Consider the following 19,501-nt stretch of genomic DNA (forward strand, 5'->3'; position numbering starts at 1 on the left):
TCCACGCGGTCACGAACGTAAGGGCTCGTCCCGACCTGCGTCAACAGGGTCCGGGAGCCACGAAGCGGTGCACCTTCCCCCGCTCCCCGTGCGCCTCCCCGCGCCTCGGTACGCGCCTCCTCCACCCGCCTCCCCCACCTCGCGGCGGCCGGTGACGAAATTCCATGGTCGGAGACGGGCACGACGGCCGATACTCGGACACGTGTTCCTGACGATCAGTACGACCGGTACCCATGAACGCCCCGCCACCGATCTCGGCTTCCTGCTGCACAAGCATCCGGACAAGGCGCAGGCGTTCTCCACCTCCTACGGCACGGCGCACGTCCTCTACCCGGAGGCGTCGCCCGAGCGCTGCACGGCGGCGCTGCTGCTGGAGGTGGACCCCGTCGCGCTCGTACGCCGCGGCAAGGGCAAGGGCGGCAAGGGGCGCGGAGGCGCGCCCGACCAGGCGCTCGCGCAGTACGTCAACGACCGGCCGTACGCCGCCTCCTCGCTGCTCGCCGTCGCCCTCGGCAACGTCTTCTCCAGCGCGCTCAAGGGGCAGTGCCAGGCCCGGCCCGAGCTCGTCGGCCAGACGCTGCCGCTGCGCGTCGAGGTGCCGGCGCTGCCCGCGCGCGGCGGCGCCGAGCTCGTACGGAAGCTGTTCGAGCCCCTGGGGTGGGCGGTGACGGCGGAACCGATCACGCTCGACGAACGGTTCCCGGAGTGGGGCGCCTCGCGGTACGTCCACCTCGTCCTGGAGGGCGAGCAGCGGCTCTCCGACGCGCTGCGCCACCTGTACGTGCTGCTGCCGGTCCTGGACGACGCCAAGCACTACTGGGTGTCGCCGGACGAGGTCGACAAGCTGCTGCGGGTCGGCGAGGGCTGGCTGCCCGGGCACCCGGAGCACAAGCTGATCACCAGCCGCTACCTGGCGCGCCGCTGGTCGCTGACGCGCGAGGCGATGGAGCGCATCGAGCTGGCGCGGCTGGCCGCGGCGGACGACAGCGACGTCGAGGAGATCGACAACGCCGTCGACGAGGACACCGACACCGAGGAGCGCCCGGTGGCGCTGGCGGTCCAGCGCCGTGCGGCGATCGTCGAGGCGCTGCGCGGCGCGGGCGCGAGCCGGGTGCTCGACCTGGGCTGCGGGCAGGGCCAGCTGGTGCGCGAACTGCTGAAGGACCCCCGCTTCACCCAGATCGTCGGTGTCGACGTGTCCATGCGGGCGCTGTCGCTGGCGGCGCGGCGGCTGCGGATCGAGCGCATGGGCGAGCGGCAGGCGGAGCGCGTCCGGCTCCTCCAGGGCTCGCTCACGTACACCGACAAGCGGCTCAAGGGGTACGACGCGGCCGTGCTCAGCGAGGTCATCGAGCACCTCGACCTGGAGCGGCTGCCCGCGCTGGAGTACGCCGTCTTCGGTGCGGCCCGCCCGGTGACCGTGCTCGTGACGACGCCGAACGTCGAGTACAACGTGCGCTGGGAGACCCTCCCGGCCGGTCACGTACGTCACGGGGACCACCGCTTCGAGTGGACCCGCGCGGAGTTCCGCACCTGGGCCCTGGCGGTGGCCGAACGGCACGGGTACGGCGTGGAGTTCCTCCCCGTCGGGCCCGACGACCCCGAGGTCGGACCGCCGACGCAGATGGCGGTGTTCGCGCTGAACGCCGCGCCCGCAACACCCGTGTCCGAGGAGAAGGCCGCATGACCACCGACACCACACCCCGCAGGCTGCTGCCGGTCACCGACCTCTCCCTCGTCGTCCTCATCGGCGCCACGGGCTCCGGCAAGTCCACCTTCGCGCGCAAGCACTTCAAGCCGACGGAGATCATCTCGTCGGACTTCTGCCGCGGGCTCGTCGCCGACGACGAGAACGACCAGAGCGCCAGCCGCGACGCCTTCGACGTCCTGCACTACATCGCCGGCAAGCGCCTCGCGGCCGGCCGGCTGACCGTGGTCGACGCGACCAGCGTGCAGCAGGAGAGCCGCCGGCAGCTGGTACGGCTGGCGCGCGAGCACGACGTCCTGCCCATCGCCATCGTGCTGGACCTGCCGGAGGAGGTGTGCGCGGCGCGCAACGCCGGCCGGCCGGACCGGGCGGGGATGCCGCGCCACGTCATCCAGCGCCACCGGCGCGAGCTGCGCCGCTCGCTGCGCGGCCTGGAGCGCGAGGGCTTCCGCAAGGTGCACGTGCTGCGCAGCGTCGAGGAGGTGGAGGCGGCCGAGGTCGTCCTGGAGAAGCGGTTCAACGACCTGCGGCACCTGACCGGGCCGTTCGACATCATCGGCGACATCCACGGCTGCTCCTCGGAGCTGGAGACGCTGCTCGCCAAGCTGGGGTACGTCGACGGCCACCACCCCGAGGGGCGTACGGCCGTCTTCGTCGGCGACCTCGTCGACCGGGGGCCGGACAGCCCGGGTGTGCTGCGGCGCGTCATGGGCATGGTCGCCGCGGGCGACGCGCTGTGCGTGCCCGGCAACCACGAGAACAAGCTGGGCCGCTGGCTGAGCGGCAAAAACGTCCAGCACACGCACGGTCTCGCCGAGACCGTCGAGCAGCTGGAGCGCGAGAGCCCGGAGTTCCGCGAGCAGGTGCGGGAGTTCATCGCGGGGCTGGTCAGCCACTACGTCCTGGACGAGGGCCGGCTCGTCGTCTGCCACGCGGGACTGCCGGAGAAGTACCACGGCCGCACGTCGGGGCGGGTGCGCTCGCACGCGCTGTACGGCGACACCACCGGGGAGACGGACGAGTTCGGCCTGCCGGTGCGCTACCCGTGGGCGGAGGACTACCGGGGGCGGGCGGCGGTCGTCTACGGCCACACGCCGGTGCCCAGCACCTCGTGGATCAACAACACCATCTGCCTCGACACGGGCGCGGTGTTCGGCGGCAGGATGACCGCGCTGCGCTGGCCGGAGCGGGAACTCGTCGACGTACCGGCCGAGAAGGTCTGGTACGCACCGGTCAAGCCGCTCGCCACCGAGGCGCCCGGCGGCCACCAGGGGCGGCCGCTGGACCTCGCCGACGTGCACGGGCGCCGCGTCGTCGAGACCCGGTACGCGGGCAACGTCGGCGTGCGGGAGGAGAACGCCGCGGCGGCGCTGGAGGTGATGAGCCGCTTCGCCGTCGATCCGCGGCTCGTGCCCTACCTGCCGCCGACCATGGCGCCCACCGCGACGTCGCGCCGCGAGGGCTACCTGGAGCACCCGGCCGAGGCGTTCGCCGCGTACGCCGCCGACGGTGTCGCGCGGGTGGTGTGCGAGGAGAAGCACATGGGGTCGCGCGCCGTGGCCTTGGTGTGCCGGGACGCGGAGGCGGCCCGGGAGCACTTCGGCGTGGAGTCGGGCCCGACCGGGTCCCTCTACACGCGCACCGGCCGGCCCTTCTTCGACGATCCCTCGGTCACGGAGGAGATCCTCGGCCGCCTGCGCACGGCGGTGACGGCGGCCGGGCTGTGGGAGGAGCTCGACACGGACTGGCTGCTGCTCGACGCCGAGCTGATGCCCTGGTCGCTCAAGGCCTCCGGGCTGCTGCGCTCGCAGTACGCGGCGGTGGGCGCCGCGTCATCGGCCGTCTTCCCCGGCGCGCTCGCCGCGCTGGAGGCGGCCGCCGCGCGCGGGGTCGAGGTCGACGGGCTGCTGGCGCGCCAGCGCGACCGGGCGGTGGACGCGGCCGCCTTCACGGAGGCGTACCGCCGTTACTGCTGGACCACGGACGGCCTGGACGGCGTCGAACTGGCGCCGTTCCAGCTGCTCGCCGCCCGGGGCCGCAGCCTCGCCGCGCTCCCGCACGACGAGCAGCTGGCCCTGATCGACCGCATGGTGGAGCACGACACCACCGGTCTGCTCCGGACCACCCGTCGCCTCTACGTCGACACCGGCGACGAGGCGTCGGTCGCGGCCGGCGTCGACTGGTGGCTGGAGATGACCGGTCGCGGCGGCGAGGGCATGGTCGTCAAGCCGCTCCAGGCCCTCGCCCGCGACGGCAAGGGCCGCCTGGTCCAGCCTGGCATCAAGTGCCGGGGCCGCGAGTACCTCCGGATCATCTACGGCCCCGAGTACACGCGCCCCGACAACCTGGACCGCCTGCGCTCCCGCTTCCTCGGCCACAAGCGCTCCCTCGCCCTGCGGGAGTACGCCCTCGGCCTGGAAGCCCTGTCCCGCCTCGCCGACGGCGAACCCCTGTGGCGCGTCCACGAAGCGGTCTTCGCGGTCCTCGCCCTGGAGTCGGAACCGGTGGACCCCCGGTTGTAGGGCGAGCAGGGGGTGGGGTCGGCCGCGGCCCCGCCCCCTCCGGTGCAGCGGTTCAGTCCAGCTGCGCCTGCACCTGCGACGAGATCAGCTCCAGGTGGTCCAGGTCCGTCAGGTCCAGGAGCTGGAGGTAGATCCGCGACGTGCCCAGCGTCGCGTAGCGGCCGATCTTGTCGACGACTTCGGCGGGTGAGCCCGCGAGGCCGTTCGCCTTCAGTTCGTCCACGTCCCGGCCGATGGCGGCCGCGCGGCGGGCGACCTCGGCGTCGTCCTTGCCGACGCAGACGACCAGCGCGTTGGAGTACACGAGGTCGTCCGGGCGGCGGCCGAGCTCCTCCGCGGCTGCCCGCACCCGGCCGAACTGCTCCCGCGTGGCCTCCAGCGAGGCGAACGGGATGTTGAACTCGTCGGCGTACCTCGCGGCCAGCCGCGGGGTGCGCGTGGCGCCGTGGCCGCCGATCAGCACCGGCACCTTCGCCTGGGCGGGCTTGGGCAGGGCGGGCGAGTCGGTCAGCTGGTAGTACTTCCCCTCGTACGAGAACGTCTTGCCGGCCTCCGTCTCCCACAGGCCCGTGACGATGGCCAGCTGCTCCTCCAGGCGCCCGAACTTCTCCTTCGGGAAGGGGATGCCGTACGCCTGGTGCTCCTCCTCGAACCAGCCGGCCCCCAGTCCGAGCTCGACGCGGCCGCCCGACATCTGGTCGACCTGCGCGACCTGGATCGCGAGGACGCCCGGCAGCCGGAAGGTCGCGGCGGTCATCAGCGTGCCGAGGCGGATCCGCTGGGTCTCCCGGGCCAGGCCGGCCAGCGTGATCCAGGCGTCGGTCGGCCCGGGCAGGCCGTCCACGGACCCCATGCGCAGATAGTGGTCCGAGCGGAAGAAGGCGTCGAAGCCGAGGTCCTCGGTCGCCTTGGCGACGGTCAACAGGGTGTCGTAGCTCGCCCCTTGCTGGGGCTCGGTGAAAATGCGGAGATCCATGCCCCCATCCTGCCCGTTCGAACGGACGTCATTTCGCGGGCTCGCCCGGGTGAAGATCCACGAACCCGGTGACTCGCCGCCCGTACCCGTCGTTGGCTCGGCTGGAGCCGGACCGCCCGGCCCGCGTGCCGGCGGCAGCTGTCGGCACGTCGTTGCCGAGGAGGCCCCTCATGTCCCAGGAAGCAATGCCCGATCGCCAGGGCGCCGGCGCCCCCAAGGGTCTGCTTCAGCAGATGGAGGAGTTGATGGCGGCGCTCACCGCCGACCTCTCGCAGCTCGACGCCGACCTCCAGGGCTCGGCCGACCGCGGCCGCACCGCCGGCGAGGCCGCCCCCGAGCAGCCCGCCTGACGCGCCGTCCGACGTCCCGGTGGCGCACGCCCGGTCACGACGGCCCCGCCACCGAGTCCACCGAATCCACCGAGCCCGCCGCGTCCGTCAGGTCCGTCGACAGATCGGCCGACAGGTCGGTCAACTCCTTCAGCTCCGGCGGTTCGGGCGGTCTGCCCGAATGCCGCGCGGTGAGTCTGCGCAGCATCACGCGCACCCGGTCGCTCGACTCGTCTGCGGCGTCGATCGCCTCGATGCACTGCCAGTACAGCCCCTCCTCATCGGTGGCGCAGGCGACGCCGACGAGTGCCATACCCACCTCGCCCAGCAGCGCGCCCAGCGCGCGTAACGTGCCCCGCACATCGGAGACATCCGTGAGGCGGGCGGCCCGCACGCCCCCGCCACGCAGCCCCGGATGATCGGGCACGGTGCCACCACGCCCGCCGATCTCGCTGAGCCCCCGCGCGTCGTTGCGCAGCTCCGGCGGTCCGTACAGCGCCAGGTGCCGGCCGATGGCCTGCGCGAGCGCCTGTGCCTGCCACGCCTCCGCCACGATGTCGAGCGCCACCCGGCTCTCCGCCAGCCCACCCCGACCCGCCACGATCAGCCGTTCCGCATCCATCCGGGCCGCCCCCGTTCGTACGTCTGTCCGCCCACTGGTTCACTACCCAGAGTGAGGCTGAACGGACCCAAAAGCCAGGGGAATTCGGAAATCTGTGGACAGCAAGCTCAGTGTGAATAACCCGGTCACTCCGGAGAGTGACGATCTTCTCGTGCGGCGCGCCCCGGCGGCCGCCCCACCGGGAAGCGGAGCTCGTTCCGGTCGATCTTCGCGGAGAGCGCCGCCAGCGGGTCGACGCCCAGCACCCCGCAGAACTGCAGCAGGTAGGCGAGCACGTCCGCGACCTCGTCGGCGACCCGGTGCGCCGTCTCCGGCTCCTCCATCACCCGCGCCGCTTCCTCGGGCGTCAACCACTGGAAGATCTCCAGCAGTTCGGCCGCCTCGACGCTCAGCGCCGCGGCCAGGTTCTTCGGCGTGTGGTACGGCTGCCACGCGCGTGCCGCCGCGAACTCCGCCAGTCGGCGCTGCAGTTCTCGTACATCCGGTTCCGTCACGGCCCCAGGTCTACCACCGTCACCCCCTCCCGCCCGCGCACGGCCCCCGCCACCGCCTCACCGGCCGTCCCCACCAGCCGCATGTGGCCCTCCGCGCAGATCAGCGCGGCGAGCCCCGCCAGTTCCCGCGCCTGTCGCGCGTCCAGGTCCCGGTCGAAGCCGTCCGCGAGGACGGTGAGGGTCTGCAGCGCTCCGGGCACCTCCACCGCCTGGTCGACGGCGAGCACCCGCGGCCCGGTGAGCAGGACCAGCGCGAGCGCCAGGTACCGCAACTCGCCGTCGCCGAGCCGCTCCAGCGGCGTGCCGCGACGCGACGCGCCGGCGCCCCGGTCGAGCACGGCGCGCACCCTGCCGTCCGCGAGCCGCTCCACGCCCACGTCCCGTACCGGCCCCGCGCATCCCGCGCGGGCCGCGGCCGCCAGCCGGGCGTGGCGCCGCGCGCAGTCGGCGCGGGTGCGGTGCAGCACCTCCGCGAGGTTCTCGCACCCGCGCCGCAGCCGGCCGTCCCCCGGCTCCACCGGCGCCCGCATCCGGTCGGGCCGCGGCTCGCACGGGAAGACGGACCGCAGCGCCAGGACGACCTGTTCGGCCGCGGCCAGCACCCGCCGCTGCCCGTCCGTCCGCCCCGCCACCCGCAGCGGCAGCAGCGCCGTGCCGAGCAGGTCGTCGGGAAGTGATTCGCGGGTCACCCGCGCCTCCCGGGCGCCCGGGGCCGGGCCCGCCGTGAGCCACTCGGCTCGCACGGTGCGCCGCCGCGGGTCGTGCGGCGCGGTGGCCAGCAGCACCCGCCCGTCGGCGTCCGTCAGCCGCTCGCTCACGATGCGGGGTTCCGGCTCCGCCTGCACGGCCAGGTCGAGCCGTACGGGACCGGCCGGGCCGTCCGCCGTACAGCCGATGCGGAAGCCCCGTCTCCCCTGTGCGTCCGCCGCCGCGCCTTCCGGTACGCAGCCGGCCGGGTCCGGGAACGCGCTGCCGACCGCCGCTCCCGCGCCGAGCAGCGCGAGTGCCTCGTACGCCTGGACCGCGCTGGACTTGCCGCTGCCGCTCGGCCCCGTGAAGAAGGTGACGGGGCCGAGCGGGAGGACCGTCCCGCGGTGCGCTCTGAAGGCGGGCAGCCGCAGCTGCGTGAGGGCGGGCGGGCCGGGCGGGGGGCGTGGGGGGAGTCCATGCCCGGACCGTACGGTCACGGCCGCGCGCCGAACCGATTCACCCGGACGGGCTCCTACGAATGGGGGACGGCCGTCTCGGCCGCCGCGCCCTCGACCTCGGTCCCGACCGGCGCCAGCAGGAAGACGTTCCGGTCGACACGGTGCATGCCACTGCCGAGCCCGAAGACGACGCCGCTGCTGAAGTCGAGGATCCGCTTGGCGACTTCGGTGTCCGCCCCGGTGAGGTCGAGCAGGACCGGGATCTGGGCGATGAGGTACTCGGCGACCTCACGCGCGTCCGCGAAGACCTGCACCCGCAGTACGACCATGCGGCGCTGCTCGGCGGCCTCGTAATCCTGCGGGATCGTCCGGTGGTCGATCCTGGACGGCCACTCGTTGCGCCCCCGAAGCGGGACGACCTGGGCCAGGCCCTCCCACTGTTCGTCGGTGACGTCGTACCTCTCGTACCTACTCATGGGCCCTATCCTCGCCCGCCTCACCCGTTCGGCCCAACTGCGACACTCGCCGTGTCCCGCCCAGGGGAGGCCCGAGAACCCGTATGAGAAAATGAGACATGGCCGGACCTTTCGGCCGCTTGCGCTCGCGCTTGAGCGCGCGTGCCGTCGCCAGCCAGGTGTTCGCCCTGCAGGTGGCGGTGGTGCTGCTGCTCGTCGTCGCCGTCGTGGTGGCGCTCCTGCTGCAGTCGCGCACCGACAGCGAGCGGGAAGCGCGTCAGCGCTCGGTCGCCGTGGCCGAGACCTTCGCGAGGGCTCCGGGCGTCGCCGCCGCCCTCACCGGACCCGAGCCGTCCGCCGTCCTCCAGCCCCGCGCCGAACGGCTCCGCGAGGCGTCCGGCGTGGACTTCGTCGTCGTGATGTCCCCCGAGGGCACGCGCCACACCCATCCCGACCCCGACCTGATCGGCGGACGGTACGTCGGCACCATCGCGCCCGCCGCGGCCGGCGGCACCGTGACGGAGACCGTCGACGGCTCCGTCGGACCCGCCGTCCAGCACGTCGTCCCCGTCACCGGCCCCGGCGGCCGGGTCGTGGGGCTCGTGGCGACCGGGGTCACCATCGACCGGGTCAGCGACGTCGTCGAGCACCAGCTGCCCGTCGTCTTCGCCTCCGCGGCCGCCGCCCTCGCCCTCGCGACGGCCGGCGCAGCCCTGGTCAGCAGGCGGCTACGGCACCAGACCCGCGGCCTCGGACCGGCCGAGATGGCCCGGATGTACGAACACCACGACGCCGTCCTGCACTCCGTACGCGAGGGCGTGCTCATCCTCGACGGCGGCCACCGGCTGCTGCTCGCCAACGACGAGGCACGCCGGCTGCTCGGTCTGCCCCCGGACGCGGAGGGCCGCCACGTCCGCGATCTGGGCATCCACCCGGAGACGGCCCGGCTGCTGGACTCCGGGCGGCCGGCCACCGACGAGGTGCGCCCGGCCCGGGACCGGTTCCTCGCCGTCAGCCTGCGGTTGACCGGCGACCGCAGCGGAGGACCGCCCGGCGCCGTCGCCACCCTGCGGGACACCACGGAGCTCCGGCTGGTCACCGGCAGGGCCGACCGAACCCAGAGCCGCCTCGAGTTGCTGTACGACGCGGGCGCGGCGATCGGCACCAGCCTCGACGTCGTACGGACCTCCCAGGAGCTCGCCCGGTTCGCGGTACCCCGGTTCGCCGACTTCGTCACCGTCGACGTCCCCGAGCCCGTGCTGCGCGGCGGCGAGCCCGCGGGCACCGGCTCGCTGCGGGAGATGCGCCGGGTCGCGTACCGCGGCATCCGGGACGACACACCGCTCCACCCCGACGGCACCCTCATCCGGTTCCTGCCCGACACCCCGCAGGCGCGCGGCTTCGACACCGGCAGGGCCGTACTGGAGGCGGACTTGACCGCCTTCCACGGCTGGCAGGCGCAGGAACCGGACCGGGCCCGCCGACTCGTCGCGTACGGCATCCACTCGATGATCGCCGCACCGCTGCGCGCCCGTGGCGTCATCATGGGCGTGGCCACCTTCTGGCGCGCCGACGAACCCGAGCCCTTCGACGAGGACGACGTGTCCCTCGCCGAGGAGCTGGTGGCCCGCGCGGCCGTCAGCATCGACAACGCCCGCCGCTACACCCGCGAACACGCCATGGCGGTCACCCTCCAGCGCAGCCTGCTGCCCCGATCCCTGCCCGAGCACACCGCCCTGGAGCTCGCGCACCGCTACCTGCCCGCACAGGCCGGGCAGGGCGGACAGGGCGGCGTCGGCGGTGACTGGTTCGACGTCATCCCGCTGCCCGGGACGCGGGTCGGTCTCGTCGTCGGAGACGTGGTGGGGCACGGGATCCGGGCCGCCGCCACCATGGGGCGGCTGCGCACCGCGGTCCACAACTTCGCCGCCCTCGACCTCGCCCCCGACGAACTGCTCTGGCACATGGACGAACTGGTCGCCCGGATCGACCAGGACGACAGCGGGGATGGCGACGCGATGGCGGTCACCGGGGCGACCTGCCTGTACGCCGTGTACGACCCGGTTTCGGGCGTGTGCACCATGGCCCGCGCCGGTCACGTCGAACCCGCGATCGTGTACCCCGACGGCCGCGCAGAGTTCCCCGGCCTGCCCACCGGGCAGCCCCTCGGAATCGGCGGCCTGCCCTTCGAGAGGGCCGAGGTGCGCCTGCCCGAGGGCAGCAGTCTGGTGCTCTACACCGACGGGCTCCTGGAGGACCGCGACCGGGACCGCGACCTCGACGAGGGCCACCGGCTGCTGCGCCGTACCCTCGCGCACCCGGGCCGGACGCCCGAGGAGACCTGCCGCGTGCTGCTGGACGCCCTGCTGCCCGAGCGGCCGCGCGACGACGTCGCGCTCGTGGTCGCCCGGACGCGGACGCTGGCCCCGGACCGTACCGCCACCTGGGACGTGCCCGCGGAGCCGGCCGCCGTGGGACGCGTACGGGCGGAGGCCCGGCGGACGCTGGAGGCCTGGGGGCTGGCGGACGAGATGTTCTCCACCGAGCTGGTCCTCGGCGAGCTGGTCGCCAACGCCGTGCGCCACGCCGCCGCGCCGATCCGCGTACGCCTGATCCGTGACCGGGTGCTGGTCTGCGAGGTCTCCGACGGCAGCAGCACCGCCCCGCACCTGCGGTGGGCGGCGGAGACGGACGAGGGCGGGCGGGGGCTGTTCCTGGTGTCCCAGATCGCGGAGCGCTGGGGCACCAGGTACACCGGGACGGGCAAGGTCGTCTGGGCGGAACAGCCGCTGCGCCGGCGGGCCTCGACGACCTAGGGCCTCTCGCCGAGCGCCCTACGCGGGCCGAGGGCCTTACTCGGGGCCGCGGTTCTCGGCCGCGGCCCGTTCGATGCGGGCCTGTTCGACGAGCTCCGCGTACGCCTCGGCGTCGTCGAGGTCCGACCCGTGCAGCAGCATCACCGACCACGGGACCGGGCAGGGGGGCGCGTGGTCGGGGTCCGGGCACAGCAGCCTGGTGATGCGCTCCTTGACCTCTTCGGCCTGCTTCTCGGTGGCGTAGATACCCAGCCGTACTTCCCAGACACTCGGGTCCTCGGACATCGCACACCTGTTTCCGTGCAAGTTTCGTGCAAGCGAGAAAGGGACGTTCGACGCTACCAGACGCGCTTGGTGTCGCAGTGGCGCTTGTAGTGGCCCTGCGGGACGGGCACGTTGCGCTGGGCGTCGTGGATGGCCGCTTCCTTGCTGTTGCCCGTGCCGTCGGCGCGCTCGTACCCGACGACGTTGTTGTCGCTGATGCGGACGATCTGGCACTGGACCGTGGCGTGCCAGGTCTTCAGGACCTGGATTCCGCCGACCGGTGCCGGTGCCGCGGGGGCGGCGGGGGTCGCGGAGGCGGCCGGCGCGAGGAGGCCGCCGAGGGTGAGGGCGAGGGTGGCGGCCACCAGGGTGCGGTGGAGCGGGCGGAACGTCTTCATGGGTCCTCCCTGAGGAGTGGTGGGACGAGGATCAGCCACGCCGGGGACCGGCCGACGGGGGATTCGGCCGGTCCGCGGCTCTACGACCCTCGCACTCCGGCACCGCCCCGTGCGCCCCCTGGCAGCGGGGTTGGCAGTCCCGTGTCAGTTGTCCGCCTGCTGCCGGCGGATCCCGTCCACGGTGGCAGCATTCCGCGTTCCCGACGGTGAACCGGACCGCGCGGCCACGCTACGTACAGGGCGTAACCGAAAGCGGCCAGGCCCACGCGGCCGGGTAGGAGAACCCATGGCGTACGACACGGCTGCCCCGCCCCTCGCGGGTCGGCGCGACAACCCCTCGCTGGTGACCGTGGTGGGCACCGAGCTGGCCCGCCACAAGCGGGGCTTCATTCCCTGGTACCACCTTCTCGCGCCCGTGATCATCACGGTGCCGCTGTTCCTCGGCGCGCTCGGCTCCTCGGAGGCGAAGGCGGGCCAGACGTTCGAGGTCTTCCGGAACGTGACCCTGGAGTTCTGGGGCGTGCTCGTGCCGATGACGGCGGGCCTCGCCGCGGCGCTGTCGGTCCGGGCCGACCAGGACGCCTGGCGGCTGCTGCTGTCGTACGGCGTGCCCCGCGGACGGTACTTCGTGGGCAAGGTCGCCGCACTCGGCGTCCTCGGGTTCGTCTCCTCGACCGTGCTGCTGGTGATGCTCTCCCTCGGCGCGGCGGTCAGCGGACGGTTCCCGGGCGCCCTGGGGACGGTGGTCGCGGCGGTCTACCTGCCATGGCTGGTGGGCCTGTCCATGACGGCGCTGGCGGTGCTCGTCGCGATGGTGTGGGGCATGGGCCCCAGCATCGGCGTGGGCGTGGCCGGACTGCTCAGCGGGGCCCTCGTCTCGGACAAGGACTTCTGGTACGCGGTCCCCTTCGCCTGGCCCATGCGGGTCGTGCTGCCGCTCGCCGGGATCGGGCCCAACGGCGTACCGCTGCCCAAGGACAGTCCGGTGACGGCGATGTCGGCCATTCCGGTCGCCGTGGTCCTCGCCTTCGCCCTGACCGCGATCCTGCTGGTCGTCGGCAGCCTGCACATGCGCCGTAAGGAGATCTGATCATGACCACGCCGACCACGCCCGCCGCACCGGGCACCCCCGTCACGCCGACGCCCGCGCTGCGCATTCGCGAGCTGCACAAGCACTACGGCTCCCACCGCGCCCTCGACGGCGTCGACCTCACCGTCAGGACGGGCGAGGTCTACGGTCTACTCGGGCCCAACGGCGCCGGCAAGACGACCCTGATGAAGGCACTGCTGGGCCTCCAGCGGCCCACATCGGGATCCATCGAGATCTTCGGCAAGCCCGTCGGGCGTGAGTCGCTGGCCGATGTCGGCGCCCTGATCGAAGTACCGGGGCTGTGGCCGACACTGACCGGGGACGAAACCCTCAAGGTCCACGCCAAGCTGCGCTGCGTACCGGAGGAGTGGATCGAACCGGCGCTCAGCCTCGTCAAGATGACCGACGCGCGCAACCGCAGGGTCGGCGCCTACTCCCTCGGCATGCGGTGGCGGCTGGGCATCGCCGTCGCCCTGCTGGCCCGGCCGCGGCTCATCGTCCTCGACGAGCCGACCAACGGCCTCGACCCGGTCGGCATCCGTGAAATGCGCGGCATCATCCGGTCGCTGGCCGGCGAAGGCGTGGCCGTGCTCATCGCCAGCCACCAGCTCGCCGAAGTCGCCCAGGTCTGCGACCGGGTCCAAGTCCTGGCGGCAGGACGCACCCAGTTCGAGGGACCGCTGGCGGGCCTCGCCGTCGACGGAGACGTGGAAGCCGGCTTCTTCCGGCTGCTGGAAAGCGCCGATGCGGGGATCCACTGACGACCGGCGACCGGCCTGGCGACCGACACGACTGATGGGCCCCGCCGACGCGAGCGTCACGGGGCCCATCAGCGAGGGGATCAGCCCGCGCGGGCCGTCATCGCCTGTCGGCCCGGGACCAACACGGCAGCCATCGCCATCAGTTCGGCGCGGCCCGCGACACCGAGATCGTCGTACAGCCTGCGGATGCGGCGGTACATGGACCGCTCGGAGCAGTAGTGGCGGCGGGCGATCTCCGACACGGTCATCGACGTGCACAGCATGCGCGCCAGCTCCAGGTCTCCCTCGCACAGAGCCGGCGGGTGCGACGCGTGCTGGTACGTCCTGGGGCGGGCCGGCTCCTCAGAGTGGTGCTCGTCGTGGCTGCGGATGGCCTGCAGCCAGGGCGCGGCGGGTTCGGCCGGTTCCGCAGTGGGCTCCGGCCGGGTAGTCGTCATGCTGTGGGCCCTCAACTGCGCGTACAGCATGTCGATTTGGCTCTCGGCCGGTATGGCGAGGTTGAGGACGAAGTTCGCACCGGAGCGGATGGCGTAGTAGGTGCGGTATCCCGAGACGTCGGTGGTGACGGCGATGAGCAGGGAGAGGGGGTGCCGTACGCGGACGGCGCGGAGGCCTTCGGCCTGGAACTCGCTGGTGACAGGTATCAGTACGGGGAGCTCGATGGCGCCGCCGGGTGCGGTGAGGTCGTCGTCGTCGACGAAGTCGACGCGGTCGAGGATGGTGCGGACGGTGCCGAGTGGGGCGTTCGGGGAGTCGAGGTGGGTTTGGAGGCCGGAGTGGGCGAGGACGTGGATGTCGGTGGTGTGTGTGGCGTGCGGGTGCAAGGGCGTGTCCCCCGTGGTCGTCCCGTGGTCATCGGTGGTCGGGCCGATGACCGGGTGCGTGGTGTTGCTGGTGGGTGCGCGTGCCCGGCCGTGTCGCGTGCCGGGTTCGGTCACCTGGAGAATCGGCAGAGTTTCATGGTGGTGCTGAGGAGGGTGCCGAGGCTGACTTTGTCGCCCCCTTCGCCGGTGGCGCGTACGGCGTCGATGTTGCGGTAACCGGCGTCTTCGGCGCGGTCGTTGAGGGCGTAGGTGGTGCCGTCGGGGGTGGTGAAGACGGCCTGCTCCCCCTTACGGCATTCGGCGGTGCCGTGGTCGACGGTGAGGGGCCACATGTAGCCGAGGTTCTTTTCGCTCATCTGCTGGCTGGCGGCAGTGGGGCTGGGCAGGGGGACGGGTTCTTTGGTGGCGGGGTCGGTGCGGCCGCCGCCTCCGCAGGCCGTGAGGCTGACGGTGAGCGTGAGGGTGAGGCCGCTGATGAAGACGGCCAGGCCGGTGTGGGTGCGGTGGCGGCTGTGGTGGTGGGTGTGGGTGTGCGTCGTGTTCACGGGTGTTGCTGCCTCACTGTCGGAGTGTGCTGGTGGGGTGGTGGGTGGCGCCGTCGGCGGCGAGGAGGGCGGCGTAGCCGTCTTCGAGTGAGGGCTCGACGGGGCGTGCTCCGGCGGGCGGGGTGGTGGTGACGATGCGGTATTCGGTGCCTTCGGCGGTGGTGACGGCGCTGACCACTTCGGCGCCGGGGGGTGGGCCGCCGGGGCCGGTGGCGCGGGTGAGGTAGGTGCAGCCGGCGGCTTGGCTGACGAGGGCGGTGGTGGTGTCGTGGAAGACGAGCCGGCCGGTGGAGAGGACGGCTACTTCGGGGCAGGTCTGGGCGACGTCGTCGAGGATGTGGGTGGAGAGGAGGACGGTGCGGCCGTGGCCGAGTCCGGCGAGGAGGGTGCGGAAGCGCATGCGTTCGTGCGGGTCGAGGCCGGTGGTGGGTTCGTCGACGATGAGGACGGTGGGGTTGCCCATGAGGGCTTGGGCGATGCCGACGCGGCGTTTCATGCCGCCGGAGAATCCGGCGAGTCGTTCGCGGGCGCGGTCTTGGAGGCCGACTTCGGCGATGTGCTCGTCGACTTGTCGGCGGCGTTCGCGTTTGTCGTGGATGCCTTTGAGGACGCCGATGTAGTCGAGGAATTCGCGGGTGGTGAGGTCGGGGTAGAGGGCGAGTTCTTGCGGGAGGTAGCCGAGGGTGCGTTTGACGGCGGTGAGGCCGGCGCTGGTGGACAGGTCGTGTCCGGCGACGGTGACGCGCCCCGAGGTGGGGCGCAGGACGCCGGTGAGGATGCGCAGGAGGGTGGTTTTGCCCGCGCCGTTGGCGCCGAGGAGTCCGACGGTGCCGCTGTCGATGTGGAGGTCGACGGCGTCGAGGGCACGGCGGCCGCCTGGGTGGATTTTGGTGAGCTGCTCGGTGGTGATGTTCATGATGCTCCGTGGTGTTTGGCGCGGGCGACGAGGTGTCCGAGTGCGTAGCAGACGGCGGCCATGGCCAGGACGAGGGCGATGTTCAGCAGGGCGGTGGTGTCGCTGACGGCGGGGCGCAGCGCGCCGGTGCCCTGCCGGGTCGCCCACACGTGCGGCGCGTGTGCCCACGCCACCAGGGCGTAGCCGCCGAGCGGTGACAGGACGGTTCCGGTCGCTGTGGGGAGCGGTGAGAAGGTCGGGGGGAAGTGACAGGCCCATAGCCACAGTACGACCGTGACGGCGCGGGCGGCGGCCACTGGCAGGAGTACGCCGAGGAGTCCGGCGAGCGCGGTGACGAGGAGCGCGGCGGGGAGCACGGCGGTGGTCAGGGCGACGGCGGCGGAGCCGAGTGGGGTGAGGGTTCCGCTGGTGGCCGCGACGACGGCGGCGTAGAGGAGGAAGAGGGCGGCGATGGGGCCGAGGGCGGTGAGGAGGGCGCCGGCGAGGGCTCCGGTGGTGCGTGGGAGGGGGCGCGCCGGTGTGGCGGCGAGCAGTTCGGGCATGCCGCGGGCTTCGATGTCGCGGCGCAGGCGGTCGGCGAGGGCGAGGCCGACGCCGAGGGTGCAGAGGGTGTTGACGAGGACGGCGGCGGCGCCGGTGCGGGCGGCGGGGTCGCCGTGTCCGGTGACGACGGGTGAGGTGGCGGCGAGCAGCAGGCTCAGCAGGGCGAGCGGCAGGACGGCGCCCCAGACGACTTTGCGGCGGGCGGCCATGAGGGCCTCGTACCGCAGCGTCCACAGCAGTGCGGTCATGCTCCCTCCCGGGTGCCGAGGTGCGGTCCTGTGGTGGGGCGGAGACGGGCGCCTGTGTGTCCGCCGGGGCCGAGGGCGCGCAGCGCGAGGGCGGTGAGCCAGGCCCCGGCGAGCAGCGCGGGCACGGCCTGCGCTGCTCCGTCCGGTACGACGCGGTCGACGAGCAGGAGTTTGGCGAGGACGGCCGCGACGACGAGGCCGGTGGCGGGGGCGGCGGAGCCGGTCCGGACGGTCGCCCAGACGGCGGCGCCGCTCAGCAGGGCGGTGAGCCCGACCAGTTCGAGCAGGGTGGGTACGGGGGCGAGGTCTCGGCCGGTGGTCGCGAGGAGGGTCACCAGCGCGACGGCGGCGAACACGGTGACGGTGGCGGGCCAGGCGAGGCGGCGGGCGACGGTGCGTGCGTACGGCGTGGGCAGGGAGAGGTGCAGTTCGAGCAGGGGCTCGCGGGCGACGATCGCCGCGCAGGCGAGTGCGGTGGCGGCGGGCAGCGCGGTGGTCAGCAGGGCGCGCCCGAGGAGTGCGCCGCCGCCGGGGCCGGTGGCCATCGCCGCGTACGCGAGGAGGGCGGCCAGCAGGGGGAGGGCGTACGCCTGCCTCCCGCAGCGGCGCACCTCGTGGGTCCACCACGTCGCAGCGGTCATATCGGCTCCTCCCGTTTTCGGCTCCCGCTCAGGGGTGCCGGCCGTGCGTGGTGTACCGCCGCCCGGCGTCGGCTACCGGGATGCCGGCCGAAAGCGGCGGTACACCCTGTACGTAGCGGTGCGGCCTGCGGTGGTTCACGGCCGGCGCGGAAGAGTTCGCCGACGTGTGCGGGCCGCCGCCGGAGCTACGACGACTGTGTGGCCGTGGCGCCGAAGGAACGCATGGCGGTGGCGGCCCAGGTCAGCAGGGCGGCGGCCATGAGGAGGGTCCACGGGGTGGTGGACAGGAGGACGTCGAGCAGGCCGTCGAAGGGGGTGGCGAGGATGCCCTGGGGGCCGCCGAACACTCCGAGCATCCAGAGTGTGGCGCCGGATGCCGCGCCGACGGCGGGTGAGTGGCGGACGGCGAGGGCGAGGGCGAGGGAGGCGGCGAGCAGGGCTTCGCCGAGCCAGCTGGAGACCACGGGCCACCACCCGGGCCCGTCGATGAGGGCCGAGCAGGCCATGGCGAGGGCCACGTCGACGGCGAGCACCACGGTGAGGCGGGCGAGGAACACGGCGGCGGGCGGCACGGGGAGGGTGAAGAGCAGCTCGCGCCGGGGGTCCCGGCCGGGTGAGGCGACCATCAGCGCGCCGAACATCACCAGCAGGACGGCCACGGCGCCGAAGAGCCGTACGGCGAAACGGTCCGGTACGTGCGCGGACGCGAGGAGGGCGGCTCCGACGAATCCGGCGGCGCTGAGGGGTGCCCAGAGGCTGGGCATCAGCGTGGCTTGTGTGACGGCGAGTTGCCATGCGGTGCGCCAGGGGCGGGCGACGCCGGGGGTGCGGACCTGGGGCCTGCCCGGGGGCTGGTGCTTGGCCTGGGGCTGGGCCGGGGCCTCGGTGAGGCCGTTGAGGTCCGTGGTGCCGGCGGGGCGGGTGAGGTCGGCGAGGGCGGGGCCGAGCAGGGTGTCGAAGGGGGGCGGGGTGAGGGCGGCTTCGGCGTGGGTGGCTGCTTCGGCCGGGGTTTCGGTGATGCGTACCGCCGCTCCGATGTCCTGCCAGATGGCGAGGCGGGTTCGGCAGTCGGGGCAGTGCGCCATGTGCGTGTGGTGGGGGGTGGTGTGGTCGGGGTGGGGTGTGGGGGTGGCGGCGAGGCGCGCCAGGACGTCGTCGGTGAGGTGTTCGGTGGTGTGGTGGGGGTGGGGGTTGTGGTCGGTCATCGTCGTCCCGTTCCTTCCAGCCGCGTGGCGGCGAGCATGCTGCCCAGCCGCCTTCGCGCGTGGGACATCCGGCTTTTGACGGTACCCACGGGGATGGCGAGCACGGTGGCCACTTCCGGGTAGGGCAGTTCTTCGATGAGGACGAGTGCGAGCACTTCGCGGAGGTGTTCGGGGAGGGCGCGTACGGCTGCGGCGAGTTCGGTGCGTTCGGCTTCTTTCAGGATCTGGTCCTCCACGCTGGGTGCGGGGTCGGGGACGTCCTGGGCTTCGGCGAGGTCGGTGAGTTGTGGCCGGGATCTGCGGAGCTGGTTGTGGGCTTGGCGTCTGGCGACGCCGAGGAGCCACCCGCGCACGCTGGAGTCGCCCCGGAAGCCGCTCGCCGAGCGCCATACGGCGAGCCATGCCTCTTGGAGGATCTCCTCGGAGACTCCCTGGTCGGAGGTGAGTCTGCGGATGAGGCGGAGCATGGCGGCGGCATGCCGCTCGTAGAGGGCGCGGAGGGCGGTTTGGTCGCCGCGGGCCACGGCGGTCAGCAGAGCTTCGTCCGAACACACATCACGTACGTATCCAGAACGGACGCATCGGTTCACGGTTCCGCGCCACCGAATTGATTTACGACCGGAAAGCGATGTGTGGGCGATCGCGGTGCGGCCGTCCCCGTCGTGGCCGTCCTGCCAGCGAACTGCCATGACTGCCAAGCCGGGCGGAAGCCATTGATCGGGCATCACACGGCGTGATTCCGTGAGGCACCGGATCGCGATCCACGAACATCCATTCGGTTTCTACGAAGGAGTTCAGCATGGGAATCAACACCCCTGCTCAGTCGCAGAACGACGGAAACCTGTTCGACCTCGACCTGGAGATCGGCGTGGAGCAGTCCGTCGCCGGCCCGGCCATCACGAGCATCTCCTACTGCACCCCGGGCTGCACCAGCGAGGGCGGCGGCTCCGGCTGCAGCCACTGCTGCTGAACCACAACCGCGACGCGTCCGTGGGG

21 protein-coding genes are annotated in these 19,501 nt (G+C 72.9%); 7 read left to right on the top strand and 14 right to left on the bottom strand.

Going from position 1 to position 19,501, the window contains the following annotated elements; translation table 11 throughout:
• Positions 1-202 precede the first annotated feature (202 nt).
• Together ABZX67_RS25765 and ABZX67_RS25770 are read left to right on the top strand one after the other, a co-directional pair.
• Complete coding sequence (locus ABZX67_RS25765; protein ID WP_355364313.1) at positions 203-1,687, top strand: 3' terminal RNA ribose 2'-O-methyltransferase Hen1; 1,485 nt, start codon at positions 203-205, stop codon at positions 1,685-1,687.
• The gene (locus ABZX67_RS25770) at positions 1,684-4,230 is read left to right on the top strand and encodes a polynucleotide kinase-phosphatase (protein WP_355364316.1); all 2,547 of its coding nucleotides are present in this window, start codon (positions 1,684-1,686) and stop codon (positions 4,228-4,230) included. Before ABZX67_RS25765 ends, ABZX67_RS25770 begins: the two co-directional genes overlap by 4 nt.
• A gap of 52 nt (positions 4,231-4,282) precedes the next feature.
• Here the strand turns inward: ABZX67_RS25770 and ABZX67_RS25775 are convergent, their stop codons facing one another.
• Positions 4,283-5,206: an LLM class F420-dependent oxidoreductase gene (locus tag ABZX67_RS25775; RefSeq protein WP_355364319.1), complete on the bottom strand. Its 924-nt coding sequence runs from the start codon at positions 5,204-5,206 to the stop codon at positions 4,283-4,285.
• Between the two features lie 170 nt (positions 5,207-5,376).
• Between ABZX67_RS25775 and ABZX67_RS25780 the strand changes: the two genes are divergently transcribed.
• Positions 5,377-5,556 carry a hypothetical protein gene (locus ABZX67_RS25780; protein ID WP_355364322.1) on the top strand — a complete coding sequence of 60 codons (180 nt, stop codon included), beginning with the start codon at positions 5,377-5,379 and terminating at the stop codon, positions 5,554-5,556.
• A gap of 34 nt (positions 5,557-5,590) precedes the next feature.
• Here the strand turns inward: ABZX67_RS25780 and ABZX67_RS25785 are convergent, their stop codons facing one another.
• From ABZX67_RS25785 to ABZX67_RS25800, 4 genes are all read right to left on the bottom strand, one after another.
• Positions 5,591-6,157 (bottom strand): DUF6099 family protein, encoded by a 567-nt coding sequence (locus tag ABZX67_RS25785; RefSeq protein ID WP_355364325.1) that lies wholly within the window; start codon positions 6,155-6,157, stop codon positions 5,591-5,593.
• A 125-nt stretch (positions 6,158-6,282) separates the two neighbouring features.
• Positions 6,283-6,651 carry a nucleotide pyrophosphohydrolase gene (locus ABZX67_RS25790; protein WP_355364328.1) on the bottom strand — a complete coding sequence of 123 codons (369 nt, stop codon included), beginning with the start codon at positions 6,649-6,651 and terminating at the stop codon, positions 6,283-6,285.
• Positions 6,648-7,838, bottom strand: coding sequence for an ATP-binding protein (locus tag ABZX67_RS25795; protein WP_355364331.1), 1,191 nt, complete (start codon positions 7,836-7,838; stop codon positions 6,648-6,650). The genes ABZX67_RS25790 and ABZX67_RS25795 overlap by 4 nt, the downstream gene beginning before the upstream one ends.
• Before the next feature lie 35 nt (positions 7,839-7,873).
• On the bottom strand, positions 7,874-8,275 hold the full coding sequence (locus ABZX67_RS25800; protein WP_355364334.1) for a cell division protein SepF: 402 nt from the start codon (positions 8,273-8,275) through the stop codon (positions 7,874-7,876).
• Between the two features lie 98 nt (positions 8,276-8,373).
• Between ABZX67_RS25800 and ABZX67_RS25805 the strand changes: the two genes are divergently transcribed.
• Entirely contained in the window at positions 8,374-11,070 is a 2,697-nt protein-coding gene (locus ABZX67_RS25805) for a SpoIIE family protein phosphatase (RefSeq protein WP_355364337.1), read from the top strand.
• Positions 11,071-11,106: 36 nt separating this feature from the next.
• On the opposite strand, the gene ABZX67_RS25810 is transcribed toward ABZX67_RS25805, so the two are convergent.
• Both ABZX67_RS25810 and ABZX67_RS25815 read right to left on the bottom strand, forming a co-directional pair.
• A complete protein-coding gene (locus tag ABZX67_RS25810) occupies positions 11,107-11,355 on the bottom strand; it encodes a hypothetical protein (protein WP_355364340.1) in 249 nt (82 codons plus the stop codon).
• A gap of 53 nt (positions 11,356-11,408) precedes the next feature.
• Positions 11,409-11,732 (bottom strand): hypothetical protein, encoded by a 324-nt coding sequence (locus ABZX67_RS25815; protein WP_355364343.1) that lies wholly within the window; start codon positions 11,730-11,732, stop codon positions 11,409-11,411.
• Positions 11,733-12,018: 286 nt separating this feature from the next.
• Here ABZX67_RS25815 and ABZX67_RS25820 point away from each other — a divergent pair, with 286 nt between their 5' ends.
• Positions 12,019-12,822, top strand: a complete 804-nt coding sequence (locus ABZX67_RS25820) for an ABC transporter permease (RefSeq protein WP_355364346.1) — start codon at positions 12,019-12,021, stop codon at positions 12,820-12,822.
• Positions 12,823-12,824: 2 nt separating this feature from the next.
• On the top strand, positions 12,825-13,583 hold the full coding sequence (locus tag ABZX67_RS25825) for an ATP-binding cassette domain-containing protein (protein ID WP_355364349.1): 759 nt from the start codon (positions 12,825-12,827) through the stop codon (positions 13,581-13,583).
• A gap of 80 nt (positions 13,584-13,663) precedes the next feature.
• On the opposite strand, the gene ABZX67_RS25830 is transcribed toward ABZX67_RS25825, so the two are convergent.
• The 7 genes from ABZX67_RS25830 to ABZX67_RS25860 all read right to left on the bottom strand — a co-directional run bounded on the left by ABZX67_RS25830 (position 13,664) and on the right by ABZX67_RS25860 (position 19,059).
• Positions 13,664-14,521, bottom strand: a complete 858-nt coding sequence (locus ABZX67_RS25830) for a hypothetical protein (protein WP_355364352.1) — start codon at positions 14,519-14,521, stop codon at positions 13,664-13,666.
• On the bottom strand, positions 14,518-14,952 hold the full coding sequence (locus tag ABZX67_RS25835) for a DUF2511 domain-containing protein (RefSeq protein WP_355364355.1): 435 nt from the start codon (positions 14,950-14,952) through the stop codon (positions 14,518-14,520). Before ABZX67_RS25835 ends, ABZX67_RS25830 begins: the two co-directional genes overlap by 4 nt.
• Positions 14,953-14,965: 13 nt before the next feature.
• Positions 14,966-15,868 (bottom strand): ATP-binding cassette domain-containing protein, encoded by a 903-nt coding sequence (locus ABZX67_RS25840; protein ID WP_355364358.1) that lies wholly within the window; start codon positions 15,866-15,868, stop codon positions 14,966-14,968.
• On the bottom strand, positions 15,865-16,659 hold the full coding sequence (locus ABZX67_RS25845) for a hypothetical protein (protein ID WP_355364361.1): 795 nt from the start codon (positions 16,657-16,659) through the stop codon (positions 15,865-15,867). The genes ABZX67_RS25840 and ABZX67_RS25845 overlap by 4 nt, the downstream gene beginning before the upstream one ends.
• Positions 16,656-17,300 (bottom strand): hypothetical protein, encoded by a 645-nt coding sequence (locus ABZX67_RS25850; RefSeq protein ID WP_355364364.1) that lies wholly within the window; start codon positions 17,298-17,300, stop codon positions 16,656-16,658. Before ABZX67_RS25850 ends, ABZX67_RS25845 begins: the two co-directional genes overlap by 4 nt.
• 185 nt (positions 17,301-17,485) lie before the next feature.
• Positions 17,486-18,505, bottom strand: coding sequence for a hypothetical protein (locus tag ABZX67_RS25855; protein WP_355364367.1), 1,020 nt, complete (start codon positions 18,503-18,505; stop codon positions 17,486-17,488).
• Complete coding sequence (locus ABZX67_RS25860; protein ID WP_355364370.1) at positions 18,502-19,059, bottom strand: sigma-70 family RNA polymerase sigma factor; 558 nt, start codon at positions 19,057-19,059, stop codon at positions 18,502-18,504. The genes ABZX67_RS25855 and ABZX67_RS25860 overlap by 4 nt, the downstream gene beginning before the upstream one ends.
• Positions 19,060-19,304: 245 nt before the next feature.
• On the opposite strand from ABZX67_RS25860, the gene ABZX67_RS25865 reads away from it, so the two are divergent.
• Positions 19,305-19,475: a gallidermin/nisin family lantibiotic gene (locus tag ABZX67_RS25865; RefSeq protein ID WP_355364373.1), complete on the top strand. Its 171-nt coding sequence runs from the start codon at positions 19,305-19,307 to the stop codon at positions 19,473-19,475.
• The last annotated feature ends 26 nt before the right edge of the window (positions 19,476-19,501 follow it).

This window comes from Streptomyces sp. NPDC003036 (assembly GCF_040611175.1).
Lineage (GTDB): Bacteria > Actinomycetota > Actinomycetes > Streptomycetales > Streptomycetaceae > Streptomyces.

What these genes read in the sequence shown, in the direction of transcription:
- ABZX67_RS25770 (WP_355364316.1), top strand. Translation starts at nt 1,684, where the DNA reads ATGACCACCGACACCACACCCCGCAGGCTGCTGCCGGTCACCGACCTC.
- ABZX67_RS25775 (WP_355364319.1), bottom strand. Translation starts at nt 5,206, where the DNA reads ATGGATCTCCGCATTTTCACCGAGCCCCAGCAAGGGGCGAGCTACGAC.
- ABZX67_RS25780 (WP_355364322.1), top strand. Translation starts at nt 5,377, where the DNA reads ATGTCCCAGGAAGCAATGCCCGATCGCCAGGGCGCCGGCGCCCCCAAG.
- ABZX67_RS25785 (WP_355364325.1), bottom strand. Translation starts at nt 6,157, where the DNA reads ATGGATGCGGAACGGCTGATCGTGGCGGGTCGGGGTGGGCTGGCGGAG.
- ABZX67_RS25800 (WP_355364334.1), bottom strand. Translation starts at nt 8,275, where the DNA reads ATGAGTAGGTACGAGAGGTACGACGTCACCGACGAACAGTGGGAGGGC.
- ABZX67_RS25805 (WP_355364337.1), top strand. Translation starts at nt 8,374, where the DNA reads ATGGCCGGACCTTTCGGCCGCTTGCGCTCGCGCTTGAGCGCGCGTGCC.
- ABZX67_RS25810 (WP_355364340.1), bottom strand. Translation starts at nt 11,355, where the DNA reads ATGTCCGAGGACCCGAGTGTCTGGGAAGTACGGCTGGGTATCTACGCC.
- ABZX67_RS25815 (WP_355364343.1), bottom strand. Translation starts at nt 11,732, where the DNA reads ATGAAGACGTTCCGCCCGCTCCACCGCACCCTGGTGGCCGCCACCCTC.
- ABZX67_RS25820 (WP_355364346.1), top strand. Translation starts at nt 12,019, where the DNA reads ATGGCGTACGACACGGCTGCCCCGCCCCTCGCGGGTCGGCGCGACAAC.
- ABZX67_RS25825 (WP_355364349.1), top strand. Translation starts at nt 12,825, where the DNA reads ATGACCACGCCGACCACGCCCGCCGCACCGGGCACCCCCGTCACGCCG.
- ABZX67_RS25840 (WP_355364358.1), bottom strand. Translation starts at nt 15,868, where the DNA reads ATGAACATCACCACCGAGCAGCTCACCAAAATCCACCCAGGCGGCCGC.
- ABZX67_RS25845 (WP_355364361.1), bottom strand. Translation starts at nt 16,659, where the DNA reads ATGACCGCACTGCTGTGGACGCTGCGGTACGAGGCCCTCATGGCCGCC.
- ABZX67_RS25850 (WP_355364364.1), bottom strand. Translation starts at nt 17,300, where the DNA reads ATGACCGCTGCGACGTGGTGGACCCACGAGGTGCGCCGCTGCGGGAGG.
- ABZX67_RS25855 (WP_355364367.1), bottom strand. Translation starts at nt 18,505, where the DNA reads ATGACCGACCACAACCCCCACCCCCACCACACCACCGAACACCTCACC.
- ABZX67_RS25865 (WP_355364373.1), top strand. Translation starts at nt 19,305, where the DNA reads ATGGGAATCAACACCCCTGCTCAGTCGCAGAACGACGGAAACCTGTTC.